This is a genomic window from Paenibacillus donghaensis, assembly GCF_002192415.1.
Lineage (GTDB): Bacteria > Bacillota > Bacilli > Paenibacillales > Paenibacillaceae > Paenibacillus_AQ > Paenibacillus_AQ donghaensis.
The window spans coordinates 5948514-5974751 of sequence record NZ_CP021780.1 but is presented as its reverse complement, the minus strand read 5'-3'; the positions used below and the strand labels follow the sequence as shown (position 1 = coordinate 5974751).

Sequence of the window (26238 nt, the reverse complement as noted above, 5' to 3'; positions counted from 1 at the left end):
AGGCTTATCCCTGTTTGTTTTTTATCAGGATATGAAGTATAGTTTTGAAAATAGATGTTGAAAGAGGAAATGTATGGTTACTATTCATGATGTTGCTTTAAAAGCCGGTGTATCCGTCACCACAGTTTCGCGGGTTCTGAACAATCGCGGTTATATCAGCGAGAGCACCCGCAGCAAGGTCTACCGAATTATGGAGGAGCTCAATTATCATCCGAATGAAATTGCACGCTCGCTCCTACGAAAGCGCTCTAATATTATCGGTCTTATTGTTCCAGACGTTTCTCACCCCTTCTTCGCTGAGCTGGCTAATCATGTGGAATATTACGCATATCAGGACGGCTGTAAGGTATTGCTGTGTAATTCTCATCTGGACCCGGTCAAGGAAAAGGAATATATAGAGATGCTGAAGCGGAATATGGTGGACGGCATTGTCATGGGCAGCCATACCCTGCAGGTGGATGATTACCGAAATCTGCATTCGCCCATTGTGACCATTGACCGTCAGATTGATGAAGAGATTCCCTATATCTCGTCGGACAATTATCGCGGAGGGGAGCTGGCAACTGAGCTGCTGATTGCCAAGGGCTGCAAGAAGATTGCGCATATTTGCGGTAATTTGGAGTTGAAGCTTCTTGCCAATAAGCGGAGTAGCGCTTTCCGTGACGTCATGTCTAGGCATGATATTGAATACGTTATCATCCAGACGGATATGAACGTATTTGATCACGCCCAATATGGTTCGATTATAGAGAGATTGCTGCGGGAACATCCGGATGTAGATGGTATCTTTGCCACAAGTGACATTATTGCTGCTTTTGCCTTAAAGGGCTGCATTAAAGCGGGAAAAAAAGTTCCTGAAGACATTCGCATTATCGGTTATGATGACATAGGAGCCGTTTCCTGGTTTGAGCCAGAGCTAAGTTCCATCAAGCAGCCCATTAGTGAAATAGGCAGGCTATCGGTCGAATTAATCCGCAAACAGCGCGATGGGGAACCCTTTATCCGGGAGAATATTCTCCCGGTTGAGCTTATGGAAAGATCCACTACATAATCATTTTATACATTTTGAACCTTCGAGAGCTTCTTTGCCATGTGCATAAGGAGCTTTTATTTATTTAATAGCTAAACATCAGCGACTCTAAAATACGATTCCTCCCAGGTAAGCAATCGTTTATTTCGATAGCAAAAATGTATCAAACGTTTGACATGTCAAACGATTGACACATAAAGGTTGATAATATATAATCCATTTGTAAGCGTTTTTATACATCGCATCTTGAGATTTAATTGGGGGGAAATCGAATGAAACTTTTCAAAGGATCAAGTTTAATGGTTTTGTTATTGGCGTTTGTCGTGGTACTATCTGCCTGCGGCAACTCGGCGGATAGCGGAAAGTCTTCCGATTCCAGTAATGCCGATGTGAAGATCACGCTGCTAAATTCCAAAGGCGAAATACAGACACAGCTTGAGGATGCGGCCAAGGCTTTTCATGAGGATAATCCCGGTATCACGGTGGAGATTCAAGCCGTTCCTACAGGCGGTTCACCTTTTGAGCGGGCCTCGGCTTTATATGCGTCAGGCAACCCGCCAACCATGATCATGATGGATACAGGCGATGTCGAGAAATTTAAGGACCGCGTTCTGGATCTTAGTGAAGAGAAGTGGAATGGCGACGCGGTGGTGAATGCCACCGACCTGACCACCTTTGACGGCAAAAACTACGCCTTCCCACTGGCCATTGAAGGTTACGGCTTCATCTACAATAAAGCAGTTGTTGACAAGGCCGTTGGCGGAAGTTTCGATCCTTCCACTATCAATACCACCGAGGCGCTTGAAGGTCTGTTCAAGCAGATTGAGGCGTCCGGCAAAAAGGCGCTTGTAGTTTCCCCGATGGATTGGTCGCTGGGCGCGCATTATCTGCCGCTGGCGTATGCCGGACAGAATAAAGATATGGCAGAGGTTAATAAATTTGTGGATGCTCTGCGGGCCGGTACAGCTTCGATTGCAGATAACAAGGTATTTAACGGACTGATGGATACTTTTGATGTGATGATGAAATATAATATCGACAAAGCTTCGGCGTTATCAAGTACTTATGAGCGCGGACCCGAACTCCTTGGCAAAGGAGAGGTGGGCATTTGGTTCATGGGGAACTGGTCTTGGCCGCAGATCAGCAGCTTTGATACCGCGAACGGAGAATACGGCTTCCTGCCTGTCCCAATCAGCAATAACGCGGCGGATTATGGCAATCAGGAAATATCCTCAGCCGTTTCCAAACGTCTTGTGCTGGATAAGGAAAAAGCTACGCCGGAGCAGCAGGCGGCAGCCAAGAAGTTTCTGGATTGGATCGTTTATCAGGACAAAGGCCAGGACTTCTTGGTGAATAAGGCCAACATCATTCCGGCATTTAAAAATATTACTATTCCGGCCGCAGATCCACTGGGCAAATCCATTCAGGATTATATCTCCAGAGGAAAATCCGAGCAATCCATGAGCGCGCTGCCTGCCGACCACTGGTCCATCCTTGGGGCATCGATGCAGAAGTATTTGGCCCAATCAGGTGATCGCGCCTTACTGGCCAAAGAAATTGAGGAGTACTGGAAAACGGCGAAATAATCCGCAGGATAAAGCGTTGCAGGGGCAATGGATGAGGGTGCAGGCACCCTCATCCATTGCCCTTAGAAATAAAACACAGAGAGAGAGGGAACCTCATGATTACGGAAAAGGGAGTGTGGAACCGACTGCGTTTGCGGCTGCTCTTTACCGGGCCTACCTTGTTTACGTTTATTACCGTGATGATCATACCGTTTCTCTATGGGATCTACCTGACGTTTACGAACTGGGACGGAATCTCAACGACGCAGACGATGGTCGGCTTTCAGAACTATGGAGCGGTCTTTAGGGATGCTGATTTCTGGAAATCCTTCGGCCTGACGCTGAAGTACGTGCTGTTCACTGTCGTATTCACCAATGTGCTGGCTTTTCTGCTTGCTTATGTGCTTACTAAGGGAATAAAGGGGCAAAGTTTCTTTCGCGCAGGTTTTTTTCTTCCCAATCTGGTTGGGGGCATCGTGCTTGGCTTCATTTGGCAGTTTATCTTCAATAATGTGCTTGTATATATCGGCCAACAGGCTGGAATCGGAATCTTCAGTGCGTCCTGGCTGGCCGATCCGGATAAAGCGTTTTGGACGCTGGTTATTGTAACGGTATGGCAATATGCGGGTTATATGATGGTCATTTATGTAGCAGGTCTGAGCGGGGTTCCGGGTGATGTCCTGGAGGCGGCAAGCATTGACGGAGCCAGCGGCTGGCTGAAAATGGTCAAAATGACGATTCCGCTCATGATCCCTTCTTTTATTGTGTGTATCTTTCTGTCTTTGCAGCGCGGCTTTATGGTATATGATGTCAACCTCTCCTTAACAAAGGGCGGTCCGTTCAAAAGCACTGAATTTGTTTCCATGCATGTCTATCAGAAGGCTTTTTTATCCCGGGACTACGGGGTAGGGCAGGCGGAGGCGCTGGTGTTATTCCTGCTGGTGGCGGCCATTACACTGCTTCAGGTTTATTTTAGCAAGAAATTGGAGGTTGAGGCATAATGGCAGGTTCCCGCAAAGTTTTCTCGCTGCTTAAACTGTTCGGACTTTCGCTGGCGCTAATTCTGTTCATTGTTCCCTTCATGTTTCTTGTGATGAATTCCTTTAAAGAAAATCGGGAGATCACCTCTAATCCGCTTGCTTTGCCGGACAGCCTCAGCTTCTCCAATTATACGAACGCCTTTGAGAAAATGGGATACGTTGATGCTTTCTCCAATTCGTTAATTATCACCATGCTCAGCGTGCTGTTCATCTCGCTGTTTGCGGCAATGACAGCCCACTATTTCGTGCGAAATCAAACTAAAGGCAATCAGTATACTTTCCTGCTTATGGTGGCTTCGATGATTATACCATTTCAGGCCATCATGATTCCGCTGGTCAAAATTTACGGTTCGCTAGATATGCTGAACAGTAAATGGTCTCTGATCTATATGTATATCGGTTTTGGTAGCTCGCTAGCGGTATTCATTTATCACGGTTTTGTAAAGAGCATCCCCAAGGAACTCGAGGAAGCTGCGCTGATCGACGGGTGTACGCGGATACAGACTTTTTTTAGAATTGTATTTCCTGTGCTGATGCCAACCACGGCGACGATCGCCATTCTCAACGTGCTTTGGATTTGGAATGATTTCCTGCTGCCTTCCCTTGTCCTGATAGATGCGAAGCAGCGGACACTTCCGCTGTCTACCTATAATTTCTACGGAACTTATACTGTTGATTATGGTCCGCTTATGGCCAGCCTGGTGCTTACTGTACTTCCTGTTATTGTGATTTATCTGTTTGCCCAGAAATATATTATTCAAGGCGTGATGCAGGGCTCTGTTAAATAATAAATGTACCGGTAGCGACTCAAAATCGAGTGGGAAACCGTGAGGTTCGAGTCCTCTCGCTGGTACTTTCATTGTGAACGAACAGTCCATTAGAGAAATAATCTAATGGGCTTTTTTTACTTGTGGAGCCCTGCAGCGCAATTTATTTTTCAGACTAATCGATAGCTATACCAATATTGCCTAGTTGTTCGCCCCGCTGCATACGCTGGAAGGCTAGAACCGTATCCTTTAAAGGATAGACGCTGTCTATTATAGGGCGGAGTAAATGCTGCTCCATGAATTGAAGCATGTCTGTAAACTCTTCACACTATCAAAAGCATGGTTGACTTTTAGATCGATAGCCGCTTGTCGTTTGACTTCACTTCTTGAGGTAACGCTGACTTTTGCACCTGCTGGATCGGATCGATTGAAACGGCAGCTGCCAGTCATCTGGTCCCTGTATTAAAGGCGTATCAATTCGATTATCCAGATGTTCATTTAAGGCTCATCACAGGTGAAACCCATGGTCTTTTACAAAAGGTGAAAGCTGGTGAACTGGATGGTGCCTTTGTTTATGGACCCTTAAACGAGCCGCATATCGAGTATCTGCCTGTATTTGAAGAAGAGCTGGTATTGATTTCGGAACCGGGGAGAAACAATGTGAGCGAACTTCTTACCAAACCGATGCTGTTTTTCGATGTGGGCTGTACGCATCGAGTGAAAGCGGAGCATTTTTTACGGGAGAACGGAGTTACTTCCTATCAGATACGGGAATTCGGCACCTTGGAAGTGATTTTAAATGGGGTCACTGCCGGGCTGGGCGTATCTTTGTTGCCACAATCGTCTATTGCCAAGGCGGATAAGGAGGGGCGTATTTCTACGCATCGCTTGCCTGAGGGATACCGTGAGTTACAAGTCGGCTTTATCTATCAATCAGGGCAGGTCTATTCCAGTGCGTTGTCAAGTCTGCTGGAAGGATTGGATTGTGAAATAGAAGCAGAACTATGATTTTTTTTGTTATTAAAAAATAGGGTACAGTCCTGCTTACAGCAGAGCTGTACCCTATTTATGTATAAATATAAGAATTTATAGGTTCCACGCTATAACTTATCCTGCTATTTCTCGCAGAAACGGATGCCTAAAAGCGATACGTAGTATCGCTGCTCTTTGTTTTTGGTCATTGGCTGCTTGCTTGAGCAGATTATGCGCAAGGGAAAGCCAGCCGACCTTAAGGGTTACTTTTTCCATCCCTCTCAGCAAAAAGCGCCGGAATCCCCGGTTGTTTTTCAGTTGTCCAAATACGCTTTCCGGCTCGGTCATTCGTTGAACGGACAGCGCATAACCCTCTTCACTTCGCAGGGTTTGTCGAGCCTGTTCCTGGTACCGCAGCCGCTCCAAACTGACGACCACTTCCCGATTTCCTGCAGCCTTCGTACATCGTTCCTTCAGGGGACAGCCTTCGCAGGTGCTGCTTCGGTAATGACGCTTGCGAACTTCATATCCACTCTCTAAGGTTTCCTTAGTTTCTTTACGGAAATGCAGCGTTTGTCCGGCTGGGCATGTCCATGTATCCTCCGTTTCGTTGTAGGTCCAATTCTCAATCTTTCCGACATTCTCTTTCCAGGCTTTACTCTTCTCTTTATGGTAACTGCCATATTTCACCACAGCCTGAATCTCTTTTTTTTCCAGATAGGCATAATTTTCTTCACTGCCGTAGCCTGCATCTGCAATGACTGTCTGCGGGAAGTCCCCAAGCATCTGCCTTGCCTTTTCCATGGTATTCCTGTTCTTCTTGTTTCTCCGCGGCTTCAATATCGGCAAATAGCGCATGAGATAGAATCGTCCAAGCGATTTACGGCTGCGTTAACGACACGAACGAGGTGATGAGGGGGAATGTCTTCTTCTAAGTCCATTGGCAAGCAAAGTTGATCCATGGTATATTGAATGTACAAAGAAATCGCTCCTTTTTGAGATGGTTGGGTGGTACCTCCATTTTACTAAAAGGGCGATTTTTTGCTGTTTTTTTAAGATTGTCGAAACAATTTCCGTTTAAACAGCGGAGAGGACGGACTGATTGTGGAAAAGCGGTAGCGGTCGCCTTTGTCCCCGGATTTTCACCGCTAAGGAGAGTCGAAAAAATCTGGGGACAACAGCGATTGGAACAACGGTCCGTTCGCGGAGCGTCCACCCAAGTGCTCACGTTGATCCTGCTCAAAAAACTAGGGGTGCCCCAAGCAGCCATTTCATGGCTTTTGAACAGAGTGGAACGAACAAAATTTTTTTCGCCGCCGTGTGAATTATTCAAAATAAAATGTGGTTATGCTTCTGAGTCCAGCTTATTCAGGTGTTCCATAACACGGGCGTAGTAGATGCGCAGGAACTTATGCTCCAATGCCTCGCCCCGCAAAGTTGCTGTATTTTCGTTCCCGGCACAATGCTCAGTATTGACAGCCGGATTGCAGGAGCAATCTTAAGGTAATGTTAAGGTTGATCATGTTTAACTGAAAGGTAGGACAACTATAATGAACTTACGGCTCGAAGGTATGATGAGCAAGAAGAGAGGTGAAACCATGAACAAAACTATTCTGATTGTAGATGACGAGAAGGAAATTCGTGAGCTTCTGCGGTTATATATAGAAAAGGACGGCTATTCCGTGATACAGGCTGAAAATGGATTGGAGGCGCTTAAACAGGCTGCGTTCGCACGGATTGATTTGGCTGTCATCGACATTATGATGCCGGAGCTTGACGGCTATCAGCTTATCAAAGGTTTGAGAGAACGCAGCAATCTTCCCATTATAATAGTGAGCGCTAAAACGGAAAATCATGAGAAAATATTGGGGCTTGACCTTGGTGCGGACGATTATGTTACAAAGCCTTTTGACCCTTTGGAGGTCACAGCCCGAATCAAAGCTCAATTACGCCGCTATGACGGAGGTGCGGCGGATTCCGAAGCGGCTTTACTGACGGCAGGCGAACTGTGTATGGATGTTTCCGCTTGCACACTTAGCTTTGGCAGCGGGACAATTCCTCTTACCGCCACGGAATTTAACATGATGAAGCTGTTTATGCAAAGTCCCGGACGCGTATACACCAAACAGCAGATTTATGAAGCTGCATGGCAGGAGGCAGCCATCGTGGACGACAATACGGTGATGGTCGCCATCAGCAAGCTGCGCGGCAAACTTCCTGGTGACGGTGCGGTATCCATCGGAACCGTCCGGGGATTAGGGTATCGTCTGGAGGTGCGTATATGAAGAAAAAGCGTAGTTTCAAAAGAGTCATCATGCGCAGATTCATAGGCTATACCATCGGAATTGCACTGACGCTTCTGGTATTGGAGTTTTTATTCAGTCTGTTTACATTGAATAACGGGATGAACTTCTCGGAACTGGCGTCTTCCCCTCTGGCCGAGGGGACGGAAACCCTTCAAATCACGCTTTCAGTTATCTGGAATCTTATCACAGTTGCGATATATTTTATAGGGATTGTCCTTTTTGGGCGCGGAATCAACAGGAAAATCATGGAGCCTGTACAGAAAATGGAAGAAGGTTTCAAGGAGGTTACGGCCGGTCATTTGGACACTACGCTGGACTTTGAAACAGAAACGGAATTTGGGGAAATGCGGGATGCTTTCAATTTTATGGCACGAAAGCTGAAAGACTCCGAAGAAAAGCGAATGACAATGGAAAATGAGAGGATGCGGATTTTCTCGCACATTGCCCATGACTTGAAAACCCCCATGACAACGATTTCCGGATACGCGCAAGCCTTGGCAAGCGGTATGGTGGAGGAGCCGGACAAACAGCGGGAATACCATCTGGCGATTAAAGCGAAATCCGGGCAGATGAACCAATTGATTGACCAGTTGCTTTCCTATTCCAAGCTGGGTACGCCGCAATACCGGATGAATTTTGCGAAGGTTGACCTTGTAGAGCTGCTTCGCGTATCTTGCGCCACTTTGTTTGGTGAAATCGAAAGCAAGCAGATGAAATTGGAGCTGCGGTTGCCGGACAAGCCAGTATTTTACATGGCGGATTCGTTGGAAACCAACCGTGCTATTGGCAATCTGCTGACAAACGCAATCCGCCATAACCCGGTGGGCAGCCTATTGTCCGTGGGGCTGACGGATGAACCCGGCTGTATTGAGATACAAATTGCCGATAACGGAGCGGCTATCCCGGAGGCCATCGCCGGGAATCTGTTCGAGCCTTTTGTTTCCGGCAGTGATTCAAGAAGTACCAGCAGTGGAACAGGACTTGGGCTTGCCATTGTGAAAAAGGTGATGGAACAGCATTCCGGCGAGGTTTTCGTATTGGACGCACCCTCTCCTTATACAAAGATGTTTGTCCTGAGTTTTCCAAAAGTTTCAGGACAGAGAAAGGCGGAGGGATGAATATGTATCAAAAAATGATCAAAAACGATATACGCAAAAGTAAGCTGATTACCACGACGATTATGGCGTTTATCCTCGTTGCCGCCATGCTGACCGCTTTGGCCGCATCGCTGACAGTAAACCTGTTCGGCGCTATCGACAATATGCTTCTTTCGGCAAAGTCGCTCCATTTCATGCAGATGCACACAGGCGACGTAGATATGGAACAGTTGCGGAGCTTCGCGGACGCTAATGACAGCGTAGAGGATTATCAGGTGTTGGAGTTCCTCAACATCGAGGGCGCGGACATTGTCATCGGGGACGATTCCCTTGCCGGAAGCATACAGGACAACGGCCTTTCGGTGCAGGGCGAGAAATTCGACTTCCTGCTTAACTTAAACGGCGAAGTCATCCATCCCGCCGACGGCGAAATCTATGTCCCCATCTATTACATGCAGGAAGGAAACGCGGCACTTGGCGATACGGTGACAATCCACGGCATTTCCTTTACCGTCGCGGGGTTTTTACGGGATTCTATCATGAACGCGGCGATGGTAAGCTCCAAGCGGTTCCTTGTGAGCCAAGCGGATTTTGAAAGAGTCCGTGAATTCGGACAGTTAGAAAACCTTATTGAGTTCCGGCTGGCAGAGGACGTTTCCTTCCCGGCTTTCGAGGCAGCCTATCAGGGCGCGGGGCTTCCGGCAAACGGCCCGCCCGCTATCACTTACACTCAAGTGAAGATGATAAACGGCATTACAGACGGCATCATGATTGCCGTGCTGGTGTTGATAGGCGTCCTTGTCATCATCGTGGCGTTTTTGTGCATCCGCTTTACGCTACTGGCTAAAATCGAAGAGGATTATAAGGAAATTGGCGTACTGAAGGCCGTTGGGATGCGGGTATCGCAGATTAAAAAGCTCTACCTTGCGAAATACGGCGCAATCGCGGGGGCGGCCTGCGCGCTGGGCTTTCTGGCCTCCCTGCCGCTCCAAATGCCTTTCATGCAAAACATCCGCCTGAACATGGGCGAAAGCGGCAGCCCGTTACCCGGCTTGCTCTGCGGGCTTTTGGGGGCGACGGTAATCTGCGGGGTTGTCATGCTGTATGTGAACGGCGTGTTGCGGCGCTTCCGTAAGATATCCGCGGCGCAGGCGGTGCGGTTCGGCGCGTCGCAGGAGAAATCGAGATCGGCCAGAATCTTCCGGCTGAGTAATAACAGGCTCTTTTCCCGGAATATCTTTCTTGGAATCAAGGATGTTCTTTCCCGGAAAAAGCTGTATGTCACCATGCTGATGGTGCTGGTCATTTCCTCATTCATTATGATTGTGCCGCAAAATATCAGCAGCACCATTTCTGCGGAAAGCTTCATCACCTACATGGGCATGGGAATTTCCGACGTTAATATCGGGGTGATGCGGACACAGGTGGAGGACGTTCTGGGGAAGGCGGCGGAAGTTGCTGATGTGCTGGCGGAGGATAAGAATGTTGAAAAGTATGCTTTGTTCACCGGCATGATGTTAGATCGCAAAGCGGACGACGGAACGATGGAGAAGCTGCGGGTGACATTTGGTGACTATTCCGCCTTTCCTATCACCTACTCCAAGGGCCGTGCGCCGCAATCGGAATCGGAACTCGCTCTCTCCGTACTCAATGCCAAAGACCTTGAAAAAACCGTTGGGGATGAAATCATTTTAATCGTTGACGGTGCGGAAAAGCACCTGACTGTCAGTGGGATTTACTCTGATGTCACCAACGGCGGCCGAACGTCGCAAGCCATTTTTGAGGCAAATAACGAAGATGTTTTGAGCGTCGGTATTGCGGTCACGTTCCGTGACCGCCAGAGTGTAAAGGCGGCAATATCACAGTACAGGGAACAGTTCCCCTTCGCCAAAGTTACCGGCATCGACGAAAGCATCAGGCAGATGCTCGGCTCTATGCGGGACGCCATCAAAATGGCTTCCGCTGTCGCTATCGGGGCAACCGTCCTGCTCACACTACTGGTCACGGTGCTGTTTATGAAAATGCTGGTGGCGAAAGACCGTTATCCTATCGCTATACTGAAATCAATGGGCTTCACCGGTGCGGATATTCGCAGGCAGTATATTACGCGCTCTATCACCGTGCTGGCACTGGGCGTAATCATCGGCACAATTCTGGCAAACACGCTGGGAGAGCTTGTCGGCGTGGCAATCGTTTCTTCCTTTGGTGCAACAACCTTCCATTTTGCGGTAAACCCGTGGTTTGTCTACCTCGTTTCGCCTCTGCTGATTACGGGTTGCGTTGTCGCCGCTACCATGCTGGGCGTTTCCGGCATCCAGGCATTAAAAATTTCCGAACATATTAAGGAGGCTTAACATTATGAATAGCATCATTACAGGTAAAAATATCGTGAAAACCTTTGGCAAGGGTAAGGAGCAGGTCAAGGCGCTGAACGGAGTAAACGTGGAAATAGCAAAAGGCGAGTTTGTTGCCGTGATGGGGCCGTCCGGTTCGGGGAAATCCACACTGCTGTTCGCGCTCAGTGGCATGGACGAGATTACAGGAGGGGCGGTGAAATTTGGCGATACCGAACTATCTAAACTCCGCGAAAACGCGCTTGCGGATGTTCGCCGGACAAAAATGGGCTTTGTCTTTCAGCAGCCCACTATGCTGAAAAACTTGAATCTTTTGGATAATATCATCCTCCCCGCCGCGCATGAGGGCAAAAAGGATACAGCGAAACTCACGCAAAAGGCGAAAGCCCTGATGAAGAAAATAGGGATTGCCGGGCTTGAAAGCAGGGATACTACGGAGGTTTCGGGCGGCCAGCTCCAGCGGGCCGGCATCTGCCGCGCCCTGATGAATGCGCCGGAGATTCTCTTTGCCGACGAGCCGACCGGCGCGCTCAACTCAAAGTCGGCGGAGGAAATCATGGGGCTGCTGGTGGACATCAACAAAGAGGGCACAGCCATATTGCTTGTGACCCACGACGCGAAAGTCGCGGCCAGGGCTGACAGGGTTCTGTTTACGAAGGATGGGAATATCGTTTCCGAACTGCCGCTACAAAAGTTCAGCGGCAGGGATATGGAGGCGAGAGGGGAAAAGGTACTCGCTGGGATGGCGGCTGTGGGTATTTAGGTGCGATTAAAAACTGCAAATAGCCATAGGCGGCGCGGAAAACCTCTGAACTTAATTGCTTATGCCTTGCGAAAACGATAAACGCGGAGTGCGTAACCGTACCGCCTTTGGGCGAAAATCCGAACTTACGGACACATGTCATAAGATCATTTGACTGTCTTCTGGCCGTTGCCGTTGGATGTCGGGAGAAGGTAGCTGACAAAGTAATCAATCAGCCGCGTGAATACCCGGTAGGACTCTCCCCACCGATAAGCCATTCGAATTCAGAGGACAGACATGTCCGGCATGAACCGCCTTCATGTTTTTCCATAAGCTACCCTTCCTCTACCCCTTTCCTAATAAGATTTATTCACTCAATAAAACTAGCGCCTCCGCAGAAAGTGTTGTAGAGTTTGTGAAAGACAAACATTTCATAACTGTCGCCATGCCTGTTTCTCGCGCGTTTTTCAACTCCAATTTAATTCCAACACTAAATAAACTCGGTGTAAAAAGCTATGTTTACACCGTCAACAGCAGACCGGTTATGCAACTTCTGTACAACTTTGGGGTGCATGGGTTTTACACTGATCGGGAAGAATCACCGGAGGAGTAGCAAAAGTTCGATCTCAGTTACGACGGTAAGAGGAGGAGTAATGAATAACAAAATTTTACTTTTAGAAGATGATATTAGCTTAGTGGATGGATTGAAGTACTCTTTAAAACGTAACGGTTTTGAAGTTGATATCGTCCGTACCAAAAAAGAAACTATAAGCCTCCTGCCCAAGATCAATACATATGATTTATTGATTTTTGATGTAACTTTACCGGACGGAACAGGCTTTGAAATTTGTGAAAAAGTGCGGAAACAAGGAAATCAGATTCCTATTATATTTCTAACCGCCTCTGATGAAGAAGTGAATGTCATTCGGGGTCTGGACAGTGGCGGGGATGATTATGTAACAAAGCCGTTTAAGCTAGGTGAATTATGTTCCCGAATTCGGGCTTTATTGCGTCGAACCAGCGTATTAAACCAAAATAATCATGCTGTTATCGAGTGTGGCGATGTTTCAATCGATTTTTTGGGAAGCCGTGTTCAGTTGAAAGGAAGAACTCTGGATTTAACAAGTGTAGAATACCGTCTGATATGCTTGTTAATAAGAAATGCTAACAGGGTAACAACTCGCAACAATATTTTGAATGAGCTATGGGACAGTTCAGGAGACTTTGTGGACGATAATACGCTTTCCGTTTATGTACGGCGGCTTCGTGAAAAAATTGAGGTTGATCCATCTCACCCTGAGCATTTAATAACGATTCGTGGATTCGGCTATCAATGGAACGAGGTATCTGTATGAACCTTTTTCGTGACAAACAAATAAAATTTTTTATTATCTTTCTTTTTTCTTTTTCTTTGCTGATTTTTCTTTCCAGCATGGGATTAAACGCAGTACAGGAAAAGGCCATACAGAATTTATTCTTATCACATGATAAAGCTATTGTAACTTCTCTTTTAGAACAGGGCATTTCGAAAGATGTGATTGCCAAGGCAGTTACAAATACCGTCAGTAGCCAAGAGGGAACGGCTTTGCTTGTTAGTATTGGTATAACAGAACATACCTCTATAAGATTTTTACCCTTTATTGCTGAGTTTCAGCGGATATCAGGGTATTTCATGCTGCCTGTAGGAGCGTTTCTATCAATATTGCTTTTTGGTGGGACATTTATTTTCTTATGGAAAAGGGAGCAGCTTTATCAGCGAGCGGCAAAGGTGATTACCCGCTTTACTGAGGGAGATTTTTCTTGCCGCATGCCTCAAATGAGTGAGGGGACGATCTACCGTCTCTTTGCTTCTTTAGACCAACTTGCTACGATATTACAGTCGAAAAATGAAGCTGGGCAGAAAGCGAAAAAGTTTTTGAAAAATACAATTTCAGATATATCGCATCAGCTGAAAACACCACTTGCCGCTCTTACCATGTATCACGAAATCATTTCCGATGAACCCGATCATATTAAAACTGTCATAGAGTATTCTGAAAAGACAGGGTTGGCGCTAAAGCGTATGCAACAGCTTATTCAAGCCATGCTGAAAATTACCCGCTTAGACGCCGGCAGCATTGTCTTTGAAAAGGAAAGCTGTCGTATATCAGAATTGGTTTTACAGGCTATCGGTGAATTAACAACACGGGCATCCAGTGAGGGAAAAGAAATCATAATAGACGAATCCTCGGAAGAAACGATCATTTGTGATAAGCAATGGACGAGCGAAGCGATTGGGAATATCGTGAAAAACGCTTTGGATCATACGGATTCTGGAGGAGAAATCCATATTTCTTGGAACCGAACCCCTGCTATGCTCCGCATATTGATATCCGATAATGGTTCGGGAATTCCTCCGGAGGATTTACATCATATCTTCAAGCGCTTTTACCGCAGTAAAAAATCTTTGGACACGCAGGGAGTTGGATTAGGGCTGTCACTGACAAAATCCATTGTTGAGGGACAGGGCGGCATTATCTCTGTTCAAAGCACTTTGCATGAGGGAACTACTTTTATCCTTTCTTTCCTTACGGAATCGTAAGCTGTTATTCACCCGATTGTAAGGTGAGCCTGTTATTCTTTTCAGGAAAGGAGGTACTTGAAATATGGAAATTTTAAAAGTACAGCATATATCTAAAACCTACGGCAAAGGTGAAAATCAGGTGAATGCCTTAAAGGATGTTTCCTTTATATTAGAGCAGGGGGAGTTTGCGGCTGTAATCGGTGAATCCGGGTCAGGTAAAAGTACATTGTTAAATTGTATCGGAGCCTTGGATACTCCTACCTCAGGAAATATCTATATGGATGGCAAAGATTTGTTTTTGATGAAAGAGGAACAGCGCACCATTTTCAGGCGGCGCAATATCGGCTTTGTGTTTCAGTCTTTTCAGCTTGTTGCAGAATTGACTGTGGAGCAAAATATTATGTTTCCGATTCTTCTGGATTACCGCAAGCCGGAGCAATCGGCAGTGAATGAGATTTTAGAAGTTTTAGGACTGAAAGAACGCCGTCATCACTTGCCAAGCCAATTATCCGGCGGACAGCAGCAGCGTGTTGCAATTGGACGGGCGCTGATTACAAGACCCAAATTGATTCTTGCTGATGAACCAACCGGAAATCTGGACAGCAAAAACAGTCAGGATGTGATTGATTTACTGGTTAAGGCATCACGCCACTACCAACAGACAATTCTAATGATTACACATAACAATAATCTGACTAATTCAGTAGACCGTGTACTGCGTGTTTCAGATGGTGTGCTGACGGATCTGGGAGGGAAAGAGAATGAAAAGTTATCTTGACCTTGTTCCCATCTCAGCCAAAGTCCATAAAAGGCAGAACAGAATGTCTGTATTCTGCATTGTTTTAGCGGTGTTTTTAGTCACAGCTATTTTTGGTATGGCAGACATGTTTATACGCAGCCAAATTATGCAGGTCCGTATAGAGGACGGTAATTGGCATGTAATGGTTCGAAACATAAACGAAGAACAAGCAAACCTAATTTCTGCACGGCCGGAAGTAGCTGCATCTTCTTGGTATGGTGTCCTCAACTTCAGGGGAGATCAGGGCTATACTGTATCGGGAAAAAACGTGGTCGTTTTTGGAAGCGAAGAAAGCTTTGTAACAGAAATGCAAACGGATGAAATTCAGGATGGAACATTTCCCCAAAAGGACAATGAGGCCATGATAACAGAAAATGCAAAGACGATGCTTGGATTGCAAATCGGAGATGTCATTTCAGTCAATGCGCCTGATGGAGCAAGTTATAGATTTACGATCTCCGGCTTTATAAAAAATGCATCTAAAACAATGAAAGAAGATTCCTATGCGGTTTGCTTGACTACCAAGGCGTTTCGTTCCCTGTATCCCGGAGTCACGAATGGTAAACCAGCCGATTATAACAGTGTCTTTTATGTGCAGTTTTCTACTCATAGCAATATACGCAATACGATTGCCGATATGAAGTCTCAGTTTGGACTTTCAGACGAACAGGTTTCGGAAAACACGAAACTGCTGGGCTTACTTGGTCAAAGCGGGAATTCTTTTATGATGCAAATCTATAGCTCCGCTGCTGTTTTGTTTTTATTAGTTTTACTGGCAGGCATTATGATGATTGCAAGCAGTCTCAACAGCAATGTCGCACAGCGTACAGAATTTTTTGGAATGATGCGCTGTATCGGTGCGACACCAAAGCAGGTGATGCGATTCGTCCGCAAGGAAGCCCTCGGCTGGTGTAAATTCGCAATTCCGCTTGGCATTTCAACAGGAGCCGTTGTCATTTGGATCTTGTGCGCCTTACTTCGTTTTCTCAGTCCGGAATATTTTGCCGAGATGCCAGCCTTTGGCATAAGCTTACCAAGTATCGTGGCCGGTATCTGTGTAGGCATCCTGACGGTTCTTCTGGCTGCTCGTTCCCCAGCAAAAAGAGCAGCCAACGTTTCCCCGTTAGCAGCTGTATCAGGGAATGCAAATTCTTTACAGCCTGTGCGCAAAGCCGCTAATACTACATTTATTAAAATTGATACCGCCCTTGGTTTCCATCATGCAAAAGCAAGCAAAAAGAATTTTGTTTTGATGGCAGGTTCCTTTTCCCTGAGTATCATTCTTTTTCTCGCCTTTTCAGTCACGATTGACTTTATGCACCATACACTTACACCGTTGAAGCCGTGGACACCGGATTTATCTATTATCAGCACTGACAATACCGGTTCGATCAGCAACACCTTGTTAGAAAAATTCCAGGAAAATCCGGCGATCAAACGAGCATACGGACGAATGTTTGCCTATGACGTGCCAGTTACGGTGAACGGGGAAGAAAAAAAGGTTGATCTGATTTCATATGAAAAGAACCAATTTGAGTGGGCAAAGGACTATTTGCTGGAGGGTTCTTTGGATACCGTTCAAAACGAGAACAATACCGGACTGATTGTTTTTGAACAGCAGAACACCGTAAAAGTTGGAGATACGGTGACGTTACACACAGAAAATCATTCTGCGAATATAAAAATTGTGGGCTCGCTTTCTTCCAGTCCTTTTAACAATGCCCCTGATGTTGGAACGATTATCTGTTCTGAGAACGCTTTTCGGCAGCTGACCGGCCAAACGGATTATACGATTATAGACTTGCAGTTGTCTAAGAACGCGACGGAAGCTGACATCGATGAAATTCATAAATTAGTTGGTACAGAGGTTATCTTCTCTGATGAACGCTCAGGCAATCGCAGCGTAATAGGCACTTATTACTCCTTTGGATTGTTTATCTATGGGTTTATGGCTTTGATTGCTTTGATTACCATATTCAATATCGTAAACAGTCTTGCAATGAGCGTTTCGTCTCGCATGAAACAATATGGCGCATTTCGTGCCATCGGTCTAAGTAATCGGCAGCTAATAAAAATGATTATTGCTGAGGCTTCAACCTATGCAATCACAGGAAGTATCTGCGGCAGCGTTGTCGGGTTAATGCTGAATAAGTTTCTGTACGCAAGGCTGGTAACCTTTCATTGGGGCGAACAATGGAGTATTCCATTTGCAGAAATTTCCATCATAATAGCAATCGTCCTTTTCTCCGTTGTCTTAGCTGTACGAGGCCCAGTAAAACGTATCCGCGAGATGTCTATTGTAGATACCATCAGCGCAAAATAATAAGAAATAATTTTTAAACGGGGCCATTTTCAAAGGTCGTGCGCGACTTTGACCGAATGGACGGAGGAGATCCGATGACTCCGCCCCAATGTAGCTGTGAACACTGTGGCGGAGAAATTTACCCGGAGTATTACAAGGGAGTCTATGGATACGAGTACCAAATAATAGAAGGTACACCGAATGTAAAAAGGACCTGAAGCAGAGCTTCAGGTTTTTTTTATCATAGTATAAGTTCTCAGAAATACATAAAATAATTACAGGAATCACTCTTTTTTTGACGTCTAAATCGGTTATACAGGACAGGAGAGGAGGAGAGCCGGTGGAGGACGCCGAACTGATCGAGCGCATTAAGCAAGGAGAGGAACAATACCTCGACGTACTCATAGAGAAGCATTACGAGAGTATCAGGAAATACTGCTATTGGAAGACAGGACATACGGAAACGGCGCAGGATATCACACAGGAGACCTTTTACCGTTTCTTCCGCCACTTTGGCCAATATAGCCATGCCGGGAAATGCAGAGCCTATTTATATACCATTGCCCGTAACTTGTGCGCAGATTATCACCTGGCCAAGAGGAAATATAGCACGGAGGAGCTGGCGGAATCTGACGGTGGAGAGATGCCATCGATGGAAGAGGCGGTGGACAGTCAGCTGGATGTTGATCAATTGCTTGCTGAGTTGCCGCAGGAACAGCAGGAGCTGCTGCTGCTGCGCTTCAGCTATGATCTGAAATACCGTGAGATTGCTGAGATTACCGGCATTAATCTTTGTCTCGTACAATACAGGGTGAAGCGGGGTCTCAGCACACTTAGAAAAAAGCTCGAAAGGAGTGGCAACGATGAAGAAGTCATCAGAACTGATTCAAAACAAGCTGCAGCAACCCGCTATGCCCCCTACTAGTCCAGATGTACTGGAAGAGACGATCCGCCAGTCGAAACAGCTCCTGCGGCAGAACCAGCTTGCCAAGCGGACCACGTTCATTGAATTCTTCAAGGCACAGCTGCGTTTTATCAGCCCGAAGATATGGGGAGTACAGCTGCTGATTGTTGTGGGGATGATCCTGTTTGTGCAGCATACAGAAGTCTCCTCTGTAAGGGACAAGCTGCAGCTGCTGGCGCATGCATCCATGGCTGCCCCGCTGCTGGTATTGGCCGGAATTCAATTGCTGACACGCTCCTTCACCCATAATATGATGGAGATCGAGCTCTCCACCAGACATTCCTTGGAGAAACTGATGATGGTCCGTCTCAGCATTCTAAGCATGGCCGATTTGCTTGGCCTCCTGGCATCAGCCAGCTTCTTCAGTATGCAGCTGGAGCGGGACATCGGACTTGTGCTGCTGTATTTGTTCGTGCCTTTTAATCTGACATGTCTGGGTTGTCTGTGGATTCTCAACCGAATCCACACGAAGGACAGCGGATATTATTGCCTTGCCTATGGGGGCCTATTGGTTATCCTGCAATTTGTGCTCTCTATCGAAACAGTCAACCTGTATGATGCCCCGGCGGTCGGAGGCTGGCTCATAGTGCTTGTTGTATCATCACTTGCGGTTATCTACGAGGTACGCAAGCTGCGGGAGGCCTGCAGAACCATAGATCAGATCCAGCCGGCCTATTTGTTCAACTGAGATGAGCTACACCAGTAAGACGGGAGGAAATGAAATTGGAACTGACAATAGAAGCAATCAGCAAGCAATTTGGCAAAAAGCTGGCGGTGGATCAGATCTCCGCCAAGCTGCATACGGGGGTATATGGGCTACTAGGTGCTAACGGTGCCGGCAAAACGACGCTGATGCGGATGATATGCGGAATTCTGAATCCGAGCTCCGGCTCCATTCTTCTGGATGGACGCAGTACCGCAGAAATGGGGGAGCATTACCGTGATTTGCTGGGGTATCTCCCGCAGGATTTCGGCTATTATCCGGATTTCAGCGCAGAGGAATTTCTGTGGTATATAGGTGCGCTTAAAGGGCTAACTCTCAAGAGCAGCAAGCTGAAGGCCCGGGAGCTGCTGGAGCTGGTAGCCTTGACGGAGGTGTCGCGCAAGAAGATCCGCACCTTCTCGGGTGGGATGAGACAGCGTCTGGGAATTGCGCAAGCCTTGCTGAATGATCCCAAGGTAGTTGTGCTGGACGAGCCTACAGCCGGTCTTGATCCGAAGGAACGTGTGCGGTTCCGCAATCTGATTGCCAATTTCGCCAAGGACAAGATTGTACTGCTGTCCACACATATTGTCTCTGACGTCGAATACATAGCCGATCAAATCCTGGTGATGAAAAAAGGCGGTCTGCTGATGAGCGGCACGGTGGATCAGCTTACAGCGACAATGAAAGGGAATGTGTGGAGCTGCCATGTATCTACCCGCGAAGCGGAGCTGTGGACAGCCAAGCATTGCGTCAGCAACCTGAAGCATGAGGGAGATCAAGTGGAGCTGCGGATTGTAGCAGAACTGGCGCCATCGCCGGATGCCATGGCGGTCCCTCCTACACTGGAGGATCTGTACCTGTATTACTTCCAGGATGAACCGGAAGCGGCTCCCAGTACAGCCCAAAAGAAGGGCCAGAAGGGAGCGAACGCATGAATCTGCTTACCCGTTTTGAGTTCCAAAAAATCTTGCGCCGGAAAACCACGCTGGCCGGGATCGGATGTATGCTGTTATTTACTCTGCTGTCCGTCTACCTCTCTGTACATGGGGTGCAGTGGACGGATGAAAAGGGGGATGACCTTAATGGCAAGGCTGGAATATCTCTGAAAAGGCAGCAAACGCATGAACTCGCAGGTAACCTTGATCCAGTCAAAATCAGTATGGTCTTGGAACGCTACCAGAAAGCAGATAATGACCCGGATAATCAGGTGCCTTCACCGGACGGCAATGGAATGGTGCTAAGCAATGAAGCTTACGGAAAGTTCATTGCCAGAGACAGTGCTATCACCAACTTGATTCGCAGCGTTTTTTCACCTGTAGACGGATACGACTATTATGTTATTGACTCTATGACGGCTGAAGAAGCCGCCGGGTTCTATGAGGTAAGAAGGGACAAAATCAAGCAGCGTTTAAATATGGATTATACTTATGGCAATTATACTGAGGCTGACAAGGCTTATTTCCTAGAGAAAAATGATAAACTGGCCGTTCCGTTTAAGTTTGATTATGCAGAGGGCTGGGAGAAGGTGCTGCAGAATCTTAGTGCACTTGGTATGGTGGCTGCTTTTGTGATCAGCTTATCTCTGGCCCCTATGTTCGCCGGTGAATATCAGAGCGGAGCAGACTCGCTGATTCTGTCCTCACGGTATGGCCAGACCAAGCTGATTATGGCCAAGCTAAGAGCGGGAATTCTGTTCACAACCGGGTTCTTCTGGATCACTAACTTAATACTGCTGGTGTTGACGCTGCTGTTCTTTGGGATCAATGGCTGGAACTCGAATCTACAGATTATTGCCATCATGTCACCCTATGGATTTACGTTGCTGCAAACCTATCTGTTATCCGTACTGATCGGTTATCTGGCTTGTCTGATGATTATGGCTCTGACTCTAGTGTTATCTGCCGTAATGAGATCACCGTTCCAAGTTATTATTGTAACGGCTGCCGTGCTGATCGTCCCGATGTTTATCCCGGACAGTAAGAGGAGCCGCTTGTTCAATCATATGATGAGCCTGCTCCCCAGCAATATGCTGGAGGGATATACTTCCTTCACTACGAATGAGGTGTATCATATGTTCGGCCAGCTGGTACCGCAGCCATATGTTATTGCCGGGACCGCCGTAGTGTTTACCTTGCTGCTGCTGCCTGTAGCTTACAGAAGGTTCAGTACGCATCAGGTAGCCTAATTGGATAAGTGATTATTGTCGCTGCACACTTGATTTCGACATTGAAAATAAGCTTATACGTCAGGTAATATAACGTAGTTTATGACTATTCATTGAATAACCCGCCGCTGTTATTGACGATATGTGATCCGATGGTATGATAAAGGTAATTAACGGATAGCAAGCAAGGAATTGTGTGACTTAACATAACACTAAACATTAAATCCATAAGCGGATAATTAAATAAGCTCTTGTATAAGCTCAGAAATCGGTTTGAGCGTTTCGACCAGGCAACCGTAAATTGCCCCAGGCTACAAGAGGTACAAGATGAAGAACGGCTATCCCCGGTGCAGCGATGCATGTGGTGATTCGATGTTCTGTCCTGTGCCTTTTGGATGCCGGGGTTTTTTTGTTGTGCTCTGGAACGTGGTTGAACTTGCGTGTCCGGTTACTCAAATTATAGAAGATGAGGTGTCTACTTATGAGTTATGAACTGGTAATCCGAAATGCAAGCATTCCGCAGGGCGACAGACAGGTGCTGACCGATATTCTAGTGGATAAGGGAGTGATCGTCGGGTTTGCCAGGGATTTCGAGCCCGGTGATGCAGAAGTGATTGATGCCAAAGGCATGCTGGTGCTGCCGGGGGTCATTGACTCACATACTCATTTTAATGATCCGGGGTTCACACACCGTGAGGATTTCGTTACCGGAACAAGCAGCGCCGCAGCCGGCGGGGTAACGATGATTGTAGATATGCCTTGCTGCAGCGTGCCTTCGGTCCGCTCAGTTGATAATTTGCATAGCAAGCTGAATGCGCTGGAAGGCAAAGGAATTATCGATTATGCCATGTGGGGCGGGGTGACCGGCGAGGATGTGCGAAATGATGTGCTGAACATCGTCAAGGAGCAGGCGGCAGAAGGCGTGGTCGCTTTCAAGGTCTACATGACACCGTCGGTGCCGACTTACCCGCGTGTAACAGACCCGGAGATGCTGGAGGCCTTCTATGCGGTGGCTGAAACGGGGATGCCGATCGGCATCCATGCCGAGAACTTCGCGATCTGTGATTTCTATACCAATAAGCTGAAAAAAGAAGGCCGGACCGACTACCCTGCTTGGGCGGAAGCACGGAAAATCCTGGCCGAGAAGGCAGCCATTCAGCTGGGGATCAGCTTCTCGGAGGAATCGGGAGCACGGCTGCATATCGTTCATATGAGCACGGCCGCGGGCAACGGGCTGATCAAAGCAGCGAAGCTGAAAGGGGTCAAGGTTACAGCCGAGACCTGTCCGCATTACCTCACGCTGAACGCGGTGGATGCGATGACCGAATTTGAAGCTTTTGCCAAAATTGCTCCACCGCTCAGACGCCCCGAAGACAATGAATCCCTCTGGCAGGGGCTGGTGGACGGAACGATTGATTTCATGGCGACCGACCATGCGCCGTATGAGATTGCTACCGAAAAGGATGCGCCGGGCATGGACGTCTGGACCTCCTTCCCGGGAATTCCGGGCGTGGAAACGCTGGTGCCGATTATGATCAGTGAAGGCTACAACAAGGGCAGACTCAGCCTGTCCCGGCTGGTAGAGCTGCTGTGCACCAACCCGGCAGTCCACTATGGCCTGTATCCGAAGAAAGGCGCGATTGAGATTGGAACCGACGCCGACTTCACGATTGTGGATCTGGAGAAGGAATGGACCTTGGATAAGGATCAGATGCACTGCAAACCGAAATATACGCCGTTCCACGGCATGAAGCTGAAGGGCAAGGTCGACAAGACAATTGTGCGGGGAACTGTGGTTTACGATGATGAGCTGGGTGTCGTAGGCAAGCCGGGTTACGGCGAATTCGTCAAACGCCAGACGATCAGTGAGCTGCCGCGCCTGCTGAAATACTAGAAGCCACACGAGAGGAATGTGAGATGATGAGCAAACACGCTATAGTTGTCATCGATATGTTGAATGATTTCATCAGCCCGGAGGGGGCGCTGACTTGTCCGAACGGCGAGAAGATTGTACCGGCTCTGCAGGAGCTAATCGAATTCAGCCATGAGAATGATATCCAGGTGATTTTTGTCCAGGAGGCACACCGCAAGAACGATGCGGATTTCCGGGTTCGGCCGATTCATGCGATCAAAGGCACCTGGGGCTCGGAATTCATCCCTGAGTTGACCCCACAGCCGGAACAAGGCGATTATGTGGTCCAAAAAAGACGTCACAGCGCCTTCAGCTACACAGACATGGATCTATTCCTCCGCGAAGAGGGGATCGATACGGTAGTGGTCACCGGTGTCTGGACCAATGTCTGCGTTCGCTCCACCGCGTCGGATGCGATGTATCATACCTATAAGGTGATGTGCATCAGCGACTGCTGTGCTTCGAAGGATGAAGAGATGCATGTGTCCGGTCTGCGGGATATCGGCATCTTCGGTGAAGTGCTGACGCTGGAGGAATACAAGGCTAAGAATACGGTGGTAAGAGGGTAGGACCGAAGCTCCTGCATGGGCGGAGTGTAACAGCAAATGAAACTAGCCAGTCTCTGGGTTATGGGAGACTGGCTAGTTTTTTTATTCTTCTGTTGTAGATCAGGGGTGTTTAAAGTCGGGGTAATATAGAGGTCTTGCGAATTCCGAAGGAACAGCCCGCTTTGTCTCTTAGGCACTTGCGCATTCCGAAGGAACAGCCTGCTTTGTATCTTAAGAGGTCTTGCGAATTCCGAAGGAACAGCCCGCTTTGTCTCTTAGGCACTTGCGCATTCCGAAGGAACAGCTCGCCTTGGCTCGTAAGAGGTCTTGCGCATTCCGAAGGAACAGCCTGCTTTGTATCTTAAGAGGTCTTGCGAATTCCGAAGGAACAGCCCGCTTTGGCTCTTAAGAGGTCTTGCGCATTCTGAAGGAACAGCCCCGCCTTTGACCTTAGCCTCCTGCCGCGCATCCCGTCAGGGATATCGGCCAGCCCCGGCGACGTCCAAGCGGTCCCGCAGGGATAAGCGCTCCTACCACTAAAGCCCCCTAATCACCGTACCGCCAGACTCATTCGCCAAACTTGCCGGTGTCCAGAGGGTGCAACCCTTTGGGGCCCTCCCTTGGAAGGGAGGGTTTGGGAGGGATCGAAACCCTCAATTGATAATCTGCATCAACAGCGGAGTAACCCGATAGCCATTAACAGGGGCAAGGTCCTGGGAACAGGCAGAGAGGGCTACGATCACATCAGTCTGAGCCAGCAGTGCGACGTAATCGCCAGGCTTCGATAGAGGTTCTTCGATGACATAGTCGAGGTTCTCATCCAGGGCGTTATTCATAAACCAGTTGATCGGATCGGGGATTTCTTTATGCCCCAGCTGATATTTTCCCAATGCCTTCTGCAGATTGTCATGGCAGTTTGGATGCTCCTCCAGGCCGAAATCTACCTTGTAACGGTAATAATCACATGCTGGAAAAAAGAAATCATGCCTCCCGACGGTATCTTTGACGAGCGTCATCAAAGGTCTGCGGTAGTTGCTGTACAGACCGTCACCTTCCTTCAGCCGGATGCTGCTGAGAGAGGACCTCATATGAACGGGTGACACATGCTCTTCAGGATCGGCTTCGTTGAAACAAACAAAATCCCCGACCTGCTTGCCTTCCACATCAATGATATAAAGAATCTGTCCCTTGCGGACCCTGGCACTTCTTCCTTCGTAGGCGGGAACCAGGATTTCTTCGATTACATTTCCGTTTCTCACGGGCATTCACCTGATTTCATTATTCTATGAATACAGCTACGGCACGGATTGGCGAGCCTGTTCCTTGTCTGATCTTAAGCGGAAGTCCGAAATACAAAAAACGTCTTTGTGAGATTTTGTCTAAATTGCACAAATTCTCGGTGTTGGTTATGGCATACTCCCGACAAATCAGATGTCCGGAGAATTGGGGGTCCAGCGGATTGTCGATAGAAGGCGAATCTACGCCGATATTAACGATGCCTTGCTTGGCCAGCCATTCAGCGGCTGCATAGTTCAAACCAGTATAACGAGTTAACCATTCTTCGGTGCCATAAGCGCGGTTGTAGTGTCCGGTATAGAGCAGAACAATGTCCCCTTGGTCTAGATGGAGACGATCCTTCTGCAGTGCCTGCTCCAGATCCTGGCGGGTGATGTAATCATCAGGTGAGATGTGGGAGACGTCGAGACACACGGCAGGCCCATAGAAATACTCCAGCGCCATCTCGTCAATGGTCGGTCCCTTGGGATCATATTCATAGATGGCATCGCTGTGCGTGGGACCGTGCTCGTTGATCAGCAGATTGTTGGTGGCGAATGCGAAGCCCAGCTTCTGCTTGCTCTCTTCATGACTCATATTGGGAAAAATCATTGTTTTCTGATGCGGAGGGAACACCGGCATTCCCTGGTAGATTTCCTGCGATAGATCAACAACCTGAATGCCCATGTTAGGCCCTCCTCAAAGTTTTGATAGCATTAACTACATTGAAATTCATCGCAAAACTCGCTACGGAAGCATCGGCTTAGTTTTGGGTTACTACTTAGGGCCCTGCGACACTCCAAGTCCTTAAACGATAGGTAACCCACTTTCTAGCGGACTGTATAGCTCTTACCTCCTCATTTCTGCGATATGTTGAAGTCTTACGGACCGTATAGCCGCTAAGTCATCCAAACAGGCTCTAAACCGAGGGATTTCTGTGGTATAGAGGCTCCTCGGTCCGTTAATCCTGCAAACCTGCCTTTTTTACAGCAAATAGGGGCTGCTGGGTCCGCAACTGTCTGAAATCGAAGCGAGGGTTACGGGCGAAGAGGATAAGGGTCCTAAGTAGTAACCACTTTCGTACTTATTTGCTCTAAAACAGAAAAAATCGATAAATTAGATGCGTATCCGC

The 26238-nt window shown here is 47.6% G+C and carries 24 protein-coding genes and 1 riboswitch; of the genes, 20 read left to right on the top strand and 4 right to left on the bottom strand.

The window, feature by feature from the left end:
- The first annotated feature begins 73 nt into the window (after positions 1 to 73).
- The 4 genes from B9T62_RS27015 to B9T62_RS27000 all read left to right on the top strand — a co-directional run bounded on the left by B9T62_RS27015 (position 74) and on the right by B9T62_RS27000 (position 4423).
- Complete coding sequence (locus B9T62_RS27015; RefSeq protein WP_087918120.1) at positions 74 to 1051, top strand: LacI family DNA-binding transcriptional regulator; 978 nt, start codon at positions 74 to 76, stop codon at positions 1049 to 1051.
- 251 nt (positions 1052 to 1302) lie between these two features.
- A complete protein-coding gene (locus tag B9T62_RS27010; protein ID WP_087918119.1) occupies positions 1303 to 2616 on the top strand; it encodes an ABC transporter substrate-binding protein in 1314 nt (437 codons plus the stop codon).
- 95 nt (positions 2617 to 2711) lie between these two features.
- Positions 2712 to 3596, top strand: a complete 885-nt coding sequence (locus B9T62_RS27005; protein WP_087918118.1) for a carbohydrate ABC transporter permease — start codon at positions 2712 to 2714, stop codon at positions 3594 to 3596.
- Positions 3596 to 4423: a carbohydrate ABC transporter permease gene (locus B9T62_RS27000; RefSeq protein ID WP_087918117.1), complete on the top strand. Its 828-nt coding sequence runs from the start codon at positions 3596 to 3598 to the stop codon at positions 4421 to 4423. Before B9T62_RS27005 ends, B9T62_RS27000 begins: the two co-directional genes overlap by 1 nt.
- Positions 4424 to 4577: 154 nt before the next feature.
- On the opposite strand, the gene B9T62_RS39515 is transcribed toward B9T62_RS27000, so the two are convergent.
- Complete coding sequence (locus B9T62_RS39515) at positions 4578 to 4700, bottom strand: hypothetical protein (protein ID WP_245864680.1); 123 nt, start codon at positions 4698 to 4700, stop codon at positions 4578 to 4580.
- A 119-nt stretch (positions 4701 to 4819) separates the two neighbouring features.
- Between B9T62_RS39515 and B9T62_RS26990 the strand changes: the two genes are divergently transcribed.
- On the top strand, positions 4820 to 5410 hold the full coding sequence (locus tag B9T62_RS26990; RefSeq protein WP_087918116.1) for a LysR substrate-binding domain-containing protein: 591 nt from the start codon (positions 4820 to 4822) through the stop codon (positions 5408 to 5410).
- 99 nt (positions 5411 to 5509) lie between these two features.
- On the opposite strand, the gene B9T62_RS26985 is transcribed toward B9T62_RS26990, so the two are convergent.
- Positions 5510 to 6214, bottom strand: a complete 705-nt coding sequence (locus tag B9T62_RS26985) for a transposase (protein ID WP_425436706.1) — start codon at positions 6212 to 6214, stop codon at positions 5510 to 5512.
- A 758-nt stretch (positions 6215 to 6972) separates the two neighbouring features.
- On the opposite strand from B9T62_RS26985, the gene B9T62_RS26980 reads away from it, so the two are divergent.
- From B9T62_RS26980 to B9T62_RS26910, 15 genes are all read left to right on the top strand, one after another.
- On the top strand, positions 6973 to 7659 hold the full coding sequence (locus B9T62_RS26980; RefSeq protein WP_087920441.1) for a response regulator transcription factor: 687 nt from the start codon (positions 6973 to 6975) through the stop codon (positions 7657 to 7659).
- Positions 7656 to 8798, top strand: coding sequence for a HAMP domain-containing sensor histidine kinase (locus tag B9T62_RS26975; protein ID WP_087918114.1), 1143 nt, complete (start codon positions 7656 to 7658; stop codon positions 8796 to 8798). Before B9T62_RS26980 ends, B9T62_RS26975 begins: the two co-directional genes overlap by 4 nt.
- A gap of 2 nt (positions 8799 to 8800) precedes the next feature.
- Complete coding sequence (locus B9T62_RS26970; RefSeq protein ID WP_087918113.1) at positions 8801 to 11131, top strand: ABC transporter permease; 2331 nt, start codon at positions 8801 to 8803, stop codon at positions 11129 to 11131.
- Between the two features lie 4 nt (positions 11132 to 11135).
- Positions 11136 to 11894, top strand: coding sequence for an ABC transporter ATP-binding protein (locus B9T62_RS26965; protein WP_087918111.1), 759 nt, complete (start codon positions 11136 to 11138; stop codon positions 11892 to 11894).
- Positions 11895 to 12192: 298 nt separating this feature from the next.
- Entirely contained in the window at positions 12193 to 12486 is a 294-nt protein-coding gene (locus tag B9T62_RS41895) for a glycerophosphodiester phosphodiesterase family protein (RefSeq protein WP_087918109.1), read from the top strand.
- A gap of 40 nt (positions 12487 to 12526) precedes the next feature.
- Entirely contained in the window at positions 12527 to 13228 is a 702-nt protein-coding gene (locus tag B9T62_RS26955) for a response regulator transcription factor (RefSeq protein ID WP_038594692.1), read from the top strand.
- A complete protein-coding gene (locus B9T62_RS26950) occupies positions 13225 to 14454 on the top strand; it encodes a sensor histidine kinase (protein ID WP_087918107.1) in 1230 nt (409 codons plus the stop codon). Before B9T62_RS26955 ends, B9T62_RS26950 begins: the two co-directional genes overlap by 4 nt.
- A 64-nt stretch (positions 14455 to 14518) precedes the next feature.
- The gene (locus tag B9T62_RS26945) at positions 14519 to 15214 is read left to right on the top strand and encodes an ABC transporter ATP-binding protein (protein ID WP_087918106.1); all 696 of its coding nucleotides are present in this window, start codon (positions 14519 to 14521) and stop codon (positions 15212 to 15214) included.
- Entirely contained in the window at positions 15198 to 17558 is a 2361-nt protein-coding gene (locus B9T62_RS26940; RefSeq protein WP_087918105.1) for an ABC transporter permease, read from the top strand. Before B9T62_RS26945 ends, B9T62_RS26940 begins: the two co-directional genes overlap by 17 nt.
- Positions 17559 to 17877: 319 nt before the next feature.
- Positions 17878 to 18462: an RNA polymerase sigma factor gene (locus B9T62_RS26935; protein ID WP_157794028.1), complete on the top strand. Its 585-nt coding sequence runs from the start codon at positions 17878 to 17880 to the stop codon at positions 18460 to 18462.
- Positions 18401 to 19189, top strand: a complete 789-nt coding sequence (locus B9T62_RS26930) for a hypothetical protein (protein ID WP_087918103.1) — start codon at positions 18401 to 18403, stop codon at positions 19187 to 19189. The genes B9T62_RS26935 and B9T62_RS26930 overlap by 62 nt, the downstream gene beginning before the upstream one ends.
- Before the next feature lie 35 nt (positions 19190 to 19224).
- A complete protein-coding gene (locus tag B9T62_RS26925; RefSeq protein ID WP_087918102.1) occupies positions 19225 to 20142 on the top strand; it encodes an ABC transporter ATP-binding protein in 918 nt (305 codons plus the stop codon).
- The gene (locus B9T62_RS26920; RefSeq protein WP_087918100.1) at positions 20139 to 21392 is read left to right on the top strand and encodes an ABC transporter permease subunit; all 1254 of its coding nucleotides are present in this window, start codon (positions 20139 to 20141) and stop codon (positions 21390 to 21392) included. Before B9T62_RS26925 ends, B9T62_RS26920 begins: the two co-directional genes overlap by 4 nt.
- A gap of 210 nt (positions 21393 to 21602) precedes the next feature.
- Positions 21603 to 21705, top strand: a riboswitch (purine riboswitch).
- A 147-nt stretch (positions 21706 to 21852) separates the two neighbouring features.
- Positions 21853 to 23265 (top strand): allantoinase AllB, encoded by a 1413-nt coding sequence (gene allB, locus B9T62_RS26915; protein ID WP_087918099.1) that lies wholly within the window; start codon positions 21853 to 21855, stop codon positions 23263 to 23265.
- Positions 23266 to 23288: 23 nt separating this feature from the next.
- Positions 23289 to 23852 carry a cysteine hydrolase family protein gene (locus B9T62_RS26910; protein WP_245864077.1) on the top strand — a complete coding sequence of 188 codons (564 nt, stop codon included), beginning with the start codon at positions 23289 to 23291 and terminating at the stop codon, positions 23850 to 23852.
- Positions 23853 to 24484: 632 nt separating this feature from the next.
- Here the strand turns inward: B9T62_RS26910 and B9T62_RS26905 are convergent.
- Both B9T62_RS26905 and B9T62_RS26900 read right to left on the bottom strand, forming a co-directional pair.
- Positions 24485 to 25090 carry a DUF1989 domain-containing protein gene (locus tag B9T62_RS26905; RefSeq protein ID WP_245864075.1) on the bottom strand — a complete coding sequence of 202 codons (606 nt, stop codon included), beginning with the start codon at positions 25088 to 25090 and terminating at the stop codon, positions 24485 to 24487.
- 19 nt (positions 25091 to 25109) lie between these two features.
- Positions 25110 to 25793, bottom strand: a complete 684-nt coding sequence (locus tag B9T62_RS26900) for a cyclase family protein (protein WP_087918097.1) — start codon at positions 25791 to 25793, stop codon at positions 25110 to 25112.
- Between the last annotated feature and the right edge of the window lie 445 nt (positions 25794 to 26238).